The following is a 10949-nucleotide window of genomic DNA, read 5'->3' on the forward strand; positions in this document are numbered from 1 at the left end:
TCTCGACGGGAACCGTGCGCCGCGCAACACTCGCTTCCCTGCAACACCGGGAGGCGACCATCACCACCGAGACGATCCTGATCCGCGCCGACGCCATCCTCGAGGGCTTCGCCGACGATGACACCCCCATCCTGCACCATGACGCAGCCATCGCCGTCACAGGCGGCAAGGTCGCCGCGATCGGGCCGTGGGACGCGATGCGCACGGCGCACCCCGGCGCCACCGTGCGGGGTGGCAAGGGAATGGTCGCGATCCCAGGCCTGATCAACGCGCATCACCATGTCGGCACCACGCCGTTGCAGCTTGGCTCGCCCGATCATCCGCTCGAGCTCTGGTTCGCCTCGCGCATGGGGTTCCGCGACCTCGACCTCCGCCTCGACACGCTGTTCTCGGCCTTCGAGATGCTCGCCTCCGGCGTCACGACGGTGCAGCACCTGCATTCGCGCGTGCCCGGCAGCGTGGACAACATCGTCGCCGCCGGGGTGACGGTGGCCGATGCCTATCGCGAGATCGGGATGCGCGCCTCCTACTCGCAGGCGTTCCGCGACCAGAACCGCCTCGTCTACGCGGCGGATGAGGATTTCACCGCCTCGCTGCCACAGGAGCTCCAGCCCGCGACGGCGGCGTTCTTCCAGCGCTTCACCCTGCCGCTGTCCGACCAAGTGGCGGTGTTCGAGGGGCTCCGCGCCGCCCTGGCCGATGACCCGCTGGTGAAGGTGCAGCTCGGCCCGGCGAACCTGCACTGGCTGTCAGACCAGGCGCTCGAGACGACCGCCGAGCTCTCGGCGAAATACGACCTGCCGATGCACCTTCACCTGGTCGAGACGGCCTACCAGCACGAATACGCCAGGCGTCGCACCGGCGGCACCGCGCTTGCCCATGTCAACCGCATGGGGCTTGCAGGCAGGCGGCTGACGATCGGCCACGGCGTGTGGCTGACCGAGAGCGACATCGCGCTCTGCGCGCATACCGGCACGCGCGTCTGCCACAACTGCTCCTCCAATTTCCGGCTGAAATCGGGCCTCGCCCCGGTCAACCAGCTGATGGCGGCGGGCATCGGCGTCGCCCTCGGGATGGACGAGGCCGGCATCAACGACGATCGCGACATGCTGTCGGAGATGCGCCTCGTTCTCCGCACCCACCGAGTGCCGGGCATCGACGCGCCGTTCCCGACGCCCGCACAGGTGCTGCGCATGGCGACGGAGGGGGGGGCCGCGACGACGCCGTTCGGCGAGACGATCGGCCATCTCCGCCCCGGCGCCTGGGCAGACCTCGTGCTGTTCGACTGGGATGCGGTGACGCGGCCCTGGCAGAACCCCGTCATCCCGCTGGTCGACGTGCTGGTTCAGCGGGCGAAGGCGGCCGCGGTCAAGACCGTGATGGTCGCGGGCGAGGTGGTGTACGAGGACGGGCGCTTCACGCGGATCGACCGCGAGGCCATCCTCGATGCGCTGGCGGCCTGGTTCGGCCGCCCGCTCAGCCAGGTGGAGCAGGACCGCTGGGCCCTCGGCGATGCGCTGCTGCCGCATGTCCGCCGCTTCTATGACGGCTACCTCAAGACACCGCTGCCGCGCGGCGGGCCTCTGCAAGGCTAGGCTGGCCAGTCGTGGCAGCGCGGCTGACCATCATCGCGATCGGCCGGGCGCCGGCCTCGTCACCCGAGGCGATGCTGTTCGCGCGCTATGCGGAACGGCTCAAGCCCCCGCTCGGCCTCGTCGCGCTGGCTGACGGGCGCGGCAGCGCGGGCGAGATCAAGGCGCGCGAGGGGGCCGCCATCCTCGCCGCCTTGCCAGCGGGTGCGGTGCTCGTCGTGCTCGACCAGGGCGGGGCGGCGGAGACGACGGAGGCTTTCGCCGGCCGCCTCGGCCGCTGGCGCGAGGCGGGCCGCGACATCGCCTTCGCCATCGGCGGGGCGGAGGGGCATGACCGGCCGGTGCTTGACCGCGCGGCGCATGTGATGAGCCTCGGGCCCGCCACCTGGCCGCACCTGCTCGCCCGCGCGATGCTGGCCGAGCAGATCTTCAGGGCGGACAGCCTGCTGCGCGGCCACCCCTATCACCGCAGCGGGCGACCGTAGCCAGGGCGGAACATTCCGGGCAAAGTGGCTCCACAACCTACGGTGGAGTTACGCATGGCCTGGACACTCGACAAGTTCGGATCGAACCCGACGGGGCTTGCCAAGAAGCTCGCGGTGACGGTGGCGGGGTTCAACGCCAACAACGCGCCGTTCAACCGCCAGGTGGTGGTGAGTGGCGACACCTACACGATCGTCGACTACGGCAAGGGCCCCGAGGGCACGGCCGCGGTGACGGGCGAGACGGGCCAGCAGGTGAACGTCGACTGCGCCCAGGGCATCGGCGGCAACGCCTACCTGCTGCCGTGGGCGTCGAACACGATGTGCGTCTGCGAGGTGCAGCAGAAGCACGACCTGTTCTTCACCTACCGGCTGAACGGCTGCGGCATCATCATCTCGGGCGGTCGGTCGAACCCGACGGTGGTGCACGGCAACACCAAGTCCGACAGCATCCCGGTGACGACGGATGTCGGCGTGATGGGGGCTGCCTATCGCGGCATCTATGTCGGGATGGCGCAGGCGCTCGAGGCGCTTGGCATCGGCGACCCGACGAACCGCAAGGTCTTTGCGCCCGGCGACAACGGCTATATCGGCTTCGCGGGCGTGTGGGGCGTCAAGACCGGCGGCAAGTGGGACTTCTACGCCAACATCTGGGGCACCGCCGGCGCGACGGTCGTGAAGCTCTGGCCGTAAGGCTGCTCGCCGGTCGGTGCGAGAGCCCGTCCGAGAATTCGCTGCGGTGAGTCGGATGGCGATGCTCCCGAGAACCGGCGCGCAGCGGGCCGGCGGCCCGTGAGCACCGGAAGCCCCCAAAAGGCACAAGAGGGGAGCGAAGCCAGACGGCCTCCGCAGTAGAATTATCGGATGGGCTCGCTCAGGCCATGGCGAGGCGCGCCTCGGAATTTCCCGGCTCGCGCAGGATGTAGCCGCGGCCCCAGACGGTGCCGATCAGGTTCGGGCTGCCGGCGGTCGAGAGCTTCTTGCGCAGCTTGCACACGAAGACATCGACGATCTTGATCTCCGGCTCGTCCATGCCGCCGTAGAGATGCGTCAGGATCGCCTCCTTCGACAGCACCATGCCCTTGCGGGTCATCATGAGCTGCAGGATCGCCTGCTCCTTGCCGGTCAGGTGCACATGCCGCCCGTTGACTTTGCAGTCATGCGACTTGAGGTCCATCTCGACCGGGCCGGCGCGCAGCGTCTGGTCGGCGAAGCCGGAGGCGCGGCGGACGATGGCGAGAAGCCGCGCGACCAGCTCCTGCGGCTCGAAGGGCTTGGTCAGGAAATCGTCGGCGCCGAGGGTGATGCCCTTCACGCGGGTGGCGCTGTCGCCATGGCCCGAGAGCATCAGGATCGGCGTGGTGATGCGGGACGTGCGGACGCGGCGGACGAATTCGAGCCCGTCCATGTCCGGCAGCATGCGGTCGAGCACCACGGCGTCGTAGGTGTAGGTCCGCAGGTGGTCGAGGCCGTCTTCGCCGCTGCCGGCAATATCGGTCGTGATCCGGTGCCCACTCAGCAGCGCGGCAACCGACCGTGCAACGACCAGCTCGTCTTCAACGAGAAGTATACGCATCATCCCCTCCAGCTACCCGTCACACCAGGGGCCGCTACCTATGGTAGCATATGCGTTCGTGGTTCTGCCCTGGATTGTCCAGGATGCCCACACAAGCGCACTGGCCGCTTAAGGAGGTTTTCAGATAAACGTTAACGGAGAGTTGAAGCGGGCGGATGCACGCATGCGTTTTCACGCCGCTGCGTGGATCGCGCCGCCTTTCGCACGCGCGCGTCGGCGCGCCACGTGCGGGGCCGCGAGCCGTGTGCGATGCTGAGGCCTCATGCTCCCGTTTGACGCCCTCTCCACCTTCCTGCTGGTGTTCCCGGCGCTGTTCAGCATCGTGAACCCCATCGCCGGCGCCTTCATCTTCCATGAGGCGACGAAATTCCGGGCCGAGGATGACCAGGCGCTGCTCGCGCGCAAGGTCGCACTGTACAGCCTCATCGTCATGCTGGTGGCGATGTGGGGCGGGTCGGTCGTGTTGAACCTGTTCGGCATCTCGATCGCGGCGTTGCGCATCGCGGGCGGCCTGGTCGTCTCGCTCTGGGCCTGGTCGATCCTCTCCGCCCCAGAGGCGCGGGAGGAGCGCAAGCGCGGCGAGGCTGCACCGGCGGCGGAGGGCGATGACGTCGCCTTCTTCCCCCTCACCCTGCCCTTCACCACCGGGCCCGGCACGATCGCGGTGGCGATCGCGCTCGGCTCCTCCAGGCCTTCGGGCGAGGCGCTCATCCCCTACATGATCGGTGCCACGGCAGCGACGCTGGCGATGGCGGTCTCGATCTGGCTTGGCTACCTCTATGCCGGGCGGATCGCCGGCCTGCTCGGCCCATCAGGCAGCCGCACGCTGACGCGGCTCTCCGCCTTCCTGCTTCTGGCCGTCGGTGTGCAGATCACGATCGCCGGCGTGACCGACGTGCTGGCCCCCCTCCTCGCCGCGCGACGGTAGCAGCCGCGCAGTCCATCACTTCCCACAGAGAGCCTGCGCCAGAGTTCGCTGCCGTGAGTCGTATGGCAAGCGTTCCGAGACCCGGCGCGCAGCGGCCTGGAGGCCGTGAGCACCGGAAGCGCAGGAACGCGCCGCCAGACGGCCGCGGCAGTAGAACTATGACGTAGGCTCTCAGCTTTCGGCGCGGATATTGTACTTCTGCACGATCGCGGCCCATCGCGCCGCCTCGGCATTGATGAACGTCTGCAGCTCCTCCGGCGAATTGGCAACGACATCGGCCGCCTGTTCGCCGATCCGCCGCGTGATGTCGGCATCGCGCAGCACCCCGGTCACCTTGCCATGCATCGCCTGCACGATCGGCGTGGGCGTTCCCTTCGGCGCCAGGACGGCCCACCAGGTATAGGCCTCGAACCCTGGCGCCACGGTCTCGGCCAGCGTCGGAACGTCAGGCAGGTCGCGCCAACGCTCCCTGCTGGTGACGGCGAGGATGCGCATGCGGCCAGCGCGGATATGCGGCATCGGCAGGAACAGGTTGGTCATGTAGGACGGCACGTGGCCGGCCAGGGCGTCCTGCATCGCCGGCCCGCCGCCGCGATAGGGAACATGCGTCACCTTGAAGCCCGCCGTGTCGGCCAGCTGCGTCATCGCGAGATGCGCGAGCGTGCCGGAGCCGGAGGTAGCGTAGTTGATCGCCTCGGGGTCCTTCTTCGCCGCGGCGACATAGTCCTGGATGGTCCGCCACGGCGTCGAGGGGTGGACGACGAGCGCCATCGGCCCGCGTGCGACCAGCGTAACGGGCGCGAAATCGCCGATGCCGTCATAGGTCAGGCGCATCAGCGCCGGGTTCACCGCATGCGTGTCGAAGGCGAGCAGCCACGTATAGCCATCCGGCTGGGCACGGGCGACCTCGCCCGCCCCGATCGCGCCCGAGGCACCGCCACGGTTGTCGATGATCAGCGGGCGGCCGAGGCTGTCGTTCAGCTTCTGCTGGATGATGCGGGCAATCCCGTCGGTAGACCCACCTGGCGGCCACGGGACGACCAGGCGCACGGGCCGCTCCGGCCACGCCCCTTGGGCGCGGGCGTTCGTGAAGGGCAATACTGCTGCGGCGCCTGCGGCCGTGAGCAGCGCGCGACGGTTCATCGTCATCCGGACAACCTCCCCTGCGGCGGCCATTCACGGCCCCGCTTCGACGCTCCGACATAGGCCGAAAACGCGTTCCGGCCAAGGGCGGGAGGCTCAGGGCGGGAGGCTCATGGCAGGAGGCTCTGGGCAGGAGGCTCAGGGGGCGAGCAGGGCCTCGGCGAGTGCCGCGCCGCTGTCCCACGCATGCTCGGCACGGGAGCCGAGGCACCAGTCGCCGGCAGCGCCGATGCGCAAGGCGGTATCGACCAGGCAGGGCTCGCCCAGCGGCACCTCGACCAGAGCATAGCGCCAGCGGTGCGCGGCAGCGTGCAGCACCGGCGGCAGGCCCCCCGCGAGCGACGCGAGCGACGCGAGCAGCAGGGCAGCAACCTCGTCGGGCTTCCGTTCGAGATGCTCGCGCGTCCAGCCAGGTCCTGCATGCGCCACCCAGCATTCCGCCTCGGCGGTCCTGCCTGGCTTGGCGGAATCGCGTGCGGCCCAGACGATCGCCCCCGCCTCCGGGCGCAGCGTGTCGGGGGCCGCGAGCGGGGCGGCGAAGGCGGCGAGCAGCGCCCAGCAGGGTGCGACCGTGACCGGGGCCAGCCGCGTCGCGAGCGCCACGGGCAGCAGCGGCATCGCCTGCGGGTGCGGCACGGCGATGGCCACCGCATCGAATGGCCCTGCCGCGTCCGGCGGTGCGGCAGGGGCCGGCCCGCGCACGAGATCACCCTCGTGATGGCGGACGAGCCACCCCTCCCCCACCCGGTCGACCGCGACGACGGTGCGCGAGGGGCTCAGCGACAGGCCAGCGGCCAGCGCGCGCGGCAGCGCCGACATGCCGGGAGAACCGACGAACGCGCCGGCACGGTCGGTGACGGACGGCCAGGGCACCGCATGGGCCGCGAGCACCGCGCCGAACCCTGCCCCCTTGGCGGTGAGATACTGCGCGCCATGGTCGAAGCCGAGGCGAAGTCGTGCTTCGGTCTCGACACGCCGCGTGGCAAGCCGCCCGCCGGCGGCCCGCCCCTTGTCGAACACGGAGACGGCAACGCCCGCATCGGCGAGCGTACGCGCGCAGGCAAGCCCGGCAAGGCCGGCGCCGATCACGGCGGCTGTGCGGAGGGTCATCGACGCATCAGGCCTTGCGAAGCACCCGGCCGAGATAGATGAGGATGATCGCGCCCAGCGTGGCGGTCAGCAGTTCGCCGATCAGCCCGACGGCGGCAAAGCCGACGATGCGCAGCGCAAAGCCGCCGACGAAGGCGCCGACCACGCCGAGCACGAGGTTGCCCAGCAGGCCGAACCCCTCGCCCTTCATCAGCCGGCCTGCCAGCCAGCCGGCGATCAGCCCGATGACGAGGAAGCCGATCATCGGGCGAAAACGCTGCTGCGGGAGGCAAGGTGGCGTGTCACGGCGGTCTCCTTCGTAATCTCACGTGGCATTGGCCACACCCGGGGGCAAGCCGTGCCCACCTGCATGTGTGGCTTCGCTACTCCGCGAGCAGCGCCTCGCGCGCCCGGCCGAGTTCGGCCCGCTGCGCATCGGTCACCTCCGGGTAGCGCAGGTCGAGGTCCTCGAGCGCGCGCACGATCGCGCCGCACACGACAAGGCGCGTGAACCACTTGTTGTCGGCCGGGATCACGTACCACGGCGCGTGCGGCGCGGCGGTGCCGCGGATCGCCTGCTCGTAGGCGTGCTGGTAGGCATCCCACCGCCCGCGCTCGACGATGTCGCCCATGCTGAACTTCCAGTTCTTCTCGGGCTCGTCGATGCGCGCGAGGAAGCGCTGCTTCTGCTCCTCCTTCGACAGGTGCAGGAAGAACTTCAGGATCACCGTTCCCTGGTTGGCGAGATAACGCTCATAGGCCGCGATATCGGCCAGGCGCGTGTCCCAGATCCGCTTCGTCACCTCGGCCTTGGGCAGTTTCTGCGCGGCCAGGATTTCCGGCCGCACGCGCACCACGAGCACCTCCTCGTACCAGGAGCGGTTGTGGATGCCGATGCGCCCGCGCTCGGGCAGCGCCGCCTGGTGGCGGTGCAGGAAATCGTGGTCCAGCGCCTCGGCGGACGGGTGCTTGAAGCTCGTGACCTGGCAGCCCTGCGGGTTCACGCCCGACATCACGTGCTTGATCGTGCCGTCCTTGCCGGCGGCGTCCATCGCCTGGAAGATCAACAGCAGGGAATGGCGATCATCGGCGTAGAGCCGCTCCTGCGCCTCGGCGAGCATCGCGATGCCGTCCGCCAGCTTCGCCTTCGCCCCGTTCTTGTCCAGGTCGAAGCCACCCGTGTCGGCCGGGTCGATCTGCTTCAGCCGGAACCCCTTGCCGGTCTCGACCCTGAACCGGTCGAGCAGCTTCCGCGCGCTCTTCGTGACACGCTGCTGCATGGTGTTCCCTTCCCGTGTGATGCGTTGACCTGGCCGTCGACGAACCTTCGCGCGTGGGCGTGCGTGCCGGCAAGCGGTGCTCAGCCCTCCTCCACCGCATGCGCCCTGAGGTCGGCGAGCGCGCAGAGGCCGAGGGTCGCTGCATGGGTGGCGGACAGCACCACGCGCGGGGCAGCGCCGCCGACCAGCGCCTCCTGCCACCGCGCCGCGCAGAGGCACCAGCGATCGCCGGGCTTCAGGCCGGGAAACCCGTATTCCGGCCGCGGCGTGGAGAGGTCGTTGCCGCGCCCGGCGGAGAAGGCGAGGAAATCCGACGTCATGACCGCGCACACCGTGTGCAGCCCGCTGTCGCGCGGATCGGTGTTGCAGCAGCCGTCGCGGAACCAGCCGGTCAGCGGGTCATGCGAACACGACGCCAGCGTCCCGCCGAGCACGTTGCGCGCCCCGCTGCCGCCCGGTCTGCCATTCCTGGGCTGTTCGTCCCCGTCGCGCGGCATCGCCCGCCTCCTCCCTCATCCGTTACGCTCACGATCCCGTGTGCCTGAATTCCGTGTACCTGACAGCCCATGGCGCCGCGGAAGGGTGATGACCATGTGCCGACTGCCGAAAACAATACCGGCCACACGATCCCGGCGAAACAATCCCGTCCGCACGCACCAGCCCGCCAACCGCATCTCCGAGGGGGAGACGACCATGTCCGTCACGCGCCGCACAACCTTTGCCGCAGCGCTCGCAGCGCCCGCGCTGCTTGCCGCAACGCCGATGCCGGCCGCCGCACAGCCGGCAGCCGCGCGCCAGGCCCCCGGCTTCTACCGCTTCAAGGTGGGGACCTTCGAGGTCACCGTCATCAATGACGGCTACAACCGCCGCCCCAACCCGGCCGAGGGCTTCATCCGCAACGCCGAGCCCGCCGCCGTGCGCGCGACCCTCGAGGCGGCGATGCTGCCGACCGACCATCTCGACATCCCCTTCAACATCACGGTCGTGAACACGGGGTCCGACCTGATCCTGTTCGACACCGGCACGGGCGGGCTTCTCGCGCCGACGGCAGGCACGATGTGGGACAACCTCGCCGCCGCCGGCATCGACCCGGCCGCGATCACCAAGATCGCCTTCACCCATTTCCATGGCGACCATGTCTCCGGCCTCGTCACCCGCGAGGGCCAGCCGCGCTTTGCCCGCGCCGAGCTGATCGTGCCCGAGGCGGAATGGGCCTTCTGGATGGGTGACAGCGCGCCGCAGCAGCCGGCCACGATGGTGAAGGGCCGCTTCGGCGCCTACCCGGCCGAGCGGATCAAGCGCATCGCCTCGACCGCCGAGGTCGCCACGGGCGTCACGGGCGTGGCCACGCACGGGCATACGCCCGGCCACACCTGCTACACGATCGCCAACGGCAACGCCTCGGTCCTGGTGCTCGGCGACGTGACGAACCACCCGGCGATCAACGTCACGAACCCGGGCTGGCATGCCGTGTTCGACATGGACGCGGCGGCGGCCGAGGCCACGCGCCGCGCCCTGTTCGACCGTGCGGCGGCCGACCGGACGCTGATCATCGGCTATCACTGGCCGTTCCCCTCGCTCGGCCGCGTGCGCCGCGCGGGCAACGGCTACGAGGTCGTCGCCCAGCCCTGGACGACCGCGCTCTGACCCGCCGCTTCGCCCGGCAGGGGTCATCCTGCCGGGCGGAGCGTCACCCTGACGGGGCAGTGGTCGGACAGGCGCTCGCGCGCCTCCCGGTCGGTCTCGCGATAGACCAGCACGCGCAGGCTGTCGGCCAGCATCCAGCCACGCGCCGGGCCGCCCAGCAGGATATGGTCGATGAAGGCGCGGCCGCCGCCCCAGCACGGGCTCGACCGCGCCGCATTGGCCCGCGACACCTCGCCGGCCTGGGTGAGGGAGCGGAGCATGTCGTCACGCTCATCGAATTCGCGGTTGAAGTCGCCGAGGATGGCGTAGGCCACCCCCTCCGCCTCGCGCTCACGGATCCAGCGGGCGAGCACGGGAACCTGGCGGCCGAGTTGCACGCAGTCGAACCGCTGGGGGTCTGCCAGGCGATCACGTGCACAGCCGGCCTTGAGATGGATCGACAGCAGCCTGATCGACCGCCCCTCATGCTCGACCGTGATGTCGGCGCCGCGGCGGAGGCTGTTGCGCGCCTCGGGCGCGAGGTCGAGCGCCACGAGATCGGGGTTGGCGCGGAACCTGACGCCGCGGCGTATGGCAAAGCCCGGCCGCTGCGTGTCGGCTTCGTTGGTCAGGTGGAACGCGTAGGCCTGCTGGTCAAACACCTTGGCCAAGGCAAGCGGGCCATCAATCTCCTGTACCGCCACCACATCGGCCCCGAGCACGGTGGCGTAGCGGCGGAGCACGGCGAAATCAGCCTCGGTCCGGCCGCGCACGAATTGCGGCAGGGCGGGGTGGCCGGTGGGCTTGGTGGTCAGCCAGGCGATGTTCCAGGTCGCGATCGTGAGGTCACGCGCCGCAGCGGGAGCGGCGACCAGGAGGGCGAGGAGGACGAGGAGGGGGCGCACCATGGCAGCGACCTTAATGCGTTCCGGCGCCGGGCGAAAATGGCGGAACGGGTGCCCCGGCGCACAGGCCCGGCCAAGCATCACTCGCAGAAACAGGCACCTCTCGCAGAATGACCCTCTCGGGGCCATGTTGTGCTAGTGTTGACAATCAATCGACCGAGACGGGGAACCGCCATGCGACGCCTCATGCTTGCTTCCGGCCTTGCCGCCGCCGTGCTTCTTGCGCTTGCGCCGGCGATCGCCGATGCGCGCGGCGGCCGTGGCGGCAGCATGGGCAGCCGCGGCAGCCAGACCTACACCGCCCCGCCGCCGACCCGCGTGGCCCCCG

The 10949-nt window shown here is 69.9% G+C and carries 12 protein-coding genes; 5 read left to right on the top strand and 7 right to left on the bottom strand.

What is annotated here, in order from left to right:
* Positions 1 to 14: 14 nt before the first annotated feature.
* Genes Q0C38_RS20135 through Q0C38_RS20145 form a run of 3 tightly spaced genes read left to right on the top strand, consistent with a single transcriptional unit; the run spans position 15 to position 2767 of the window.
* The gene (locus Q0C38_RS20135; RefSeq protein WP_291298923.1) at positions 15 to 1595 is read left to right on the top strand and encodes an amidohydrolase family protein; all 1581 of its coding nucleotides are present in this window, start codon (positions 15 to 17) and stop codon (positions 1593 to 1595) included.
* Between the two features lie 11 nt (positions 1596 to 1606).
* Positions 1607 to 2077: a 23S rRNA (pseudouridine(1915)-N(3))-methyltransferase RlmH gene (locus Q0C38_RS20140; RefSeq protein ID WP_408870053.1), complete on the top strand. Its 471-nt coding sequence runs from the start codon at positions 1607 to 1609 to the stop codon at positions 2075 to 2077.
* Positions 2078 to 2131: 54 nt separating this feature from the next.
* Positions 2132 to 2767 carry a hypothetical protein gene (locus Q0C38_RS20145; protein WP_291298924.1) on the top strand — a complete coding sequence of 212 codons (636 nt, stop codon included), beginning with the start codon at positions 2132 to 2134 and terminating at the stop codon, positions 2765 to 2767.
* Between the two features lie 181 nt (positions 2768 to 2948).
* Here the strand turns inward: Q0C38_RS20145 and Q0C38_RS20150 are convergent, their stop codons facing one another.
* On the bottom strand, positions 2949 to 3650 hold the full coding sequence (locus tag Q0C38_RS20150; RefSeq protein WP_291298925.1) for a response regulator transcription factor: 702 nt from the start codon (positions 3648 to 3650) through the stop codon (positions 2949 to 2951).
* Positions 3651 to 3912: 262 nt separating this feature from the next.
* On the opposite strand from Q0C38_RS20150, the gene Q0C38_RS20155 reads away from it, so the two are divergent.
* Positions 3913 to 4578 (top strand): MarC family protein, encoded by a 666-nt coding sequence (locus tag Q0C38_RS20155; RefSeq protein ID WP_291298926.1) that lies wholly within the window; start codon positions 3913 to 3915, stop codon positions 4576 to 4578.
* Positions 4579 to 4749: 171 nt separating this feature from the next.
* Here Q0C38_RS20155 and Q0C38_RS20160 read toward each other — a convergent pair whose 3' ends face one another.
* The 5 genes from Q0C38_RS20160 to Q0C38_RS20180 all read right to left on the bottom strand — a co-directional run bounded on the left by Q0C38_RS20160 (position 4750) and on the right by Q0C38_RS20180 (position 8587).
* On the bottom strand, positions 4750 to 5727 hold the full coding sequence (locus Q0C38_RS20160) for a tripartite tricarboxylate transporter substrate binding protein (protein ID WP_291298927.1): 978 nt from the start codon (positions 5725 to 5727) through the stop codon (positions 4750 to 4752).
* Positions 5728 to 5859: 132 nt separating this feature from the next.
* A complete protein-coding gene (locus Q0C38_RS20165) occupies positions 5860 to 6831 on the bottom strand; it encodes an NAD(P)/FAD-dependent oxidoreductase (protein WP_291298928.1) in 972 nt (323 codons plus the stop codon).
* A 7-nt stretch (positions 6832 to 6838) separates the two neighbouring features.
* Positions 6839 to 7075, bottom strand: coding sequence for a GlsB/YeaQ/YmgE family stress response membrane protein (locus tag Q0C38_RS20170; protein ID WP_291298929.1), 237 nt, complete (start codon positions 7073 to 7075; stop codon positions 6839 to 6841).
* 118 nt (positions 7076 to 7193) lie between these two features.
* Positions 7194 to 8090, bottom strand: coding sequence for a polyphosphate kinase 2 family protein (locus Q0C38_RS20175; RefSeq protein ID WP_291298930.1), 897 nt, complete (start codon positions 8088 to 8090; stop codon positions 7194 to 7196).
* Between the two features lie 80 nt (positions 8091 to 8170).
* Positions 8171 to 8587: a DUF2237 family protein gene (locus Q0C38_RS20180; protein ID WP_291298931.1), complete on the bottom strand. Its 417-nt coding sequence runs from the start codon at positions 8585 to 8587 to the stop codon at positions 8171 to 8173.
* A gap of 196 nt (positions 8588 to 8783) precedes the next feature.
* On the opposite strand from Q0C38_RS20180, the gene Q0C38_RS20185 reads away from it, so the two are divergent.
* Complete coding sequence (locus Q0C38_RS20185) at positions 8784 to 9737, top strand: MBL fold metallo-hydrolase (RefSeq protein WP_291298932.1); 954 nt, start codon at positions 8784 to 8786, stop codon at positions 9735 to 9737.
* A 23-nt stretch (positions 9738 to 9760) separates the two neighbouring features.
* On the opposite strand, the gene Q0C38_RS20190 is transcribed toward Q0C38_RS20185, so the two are convergent.
* Entirely contained in the window at positions 9761 to 10624 is an 864-nt protein-coding gene (locus tag Q0C38_RS20190; RefSeq protein ID WP_291298933.1) for an endonuclease/exonuclease/phosphatase family protein, read from the bottom strand.
* Positions 10625 to 10949: the final 325 nt, after the last annotated feature.

It is taken from the genome of Elioraea sp. (genome assembly GCF_022842375.1).
In the GTDB taxonomy this organism is placed as follows: Bacteria; Pseudomonadota; Alphaproteobacteria; order Acetobacterales; family Acetobacteraceae; genus Elioraea_A.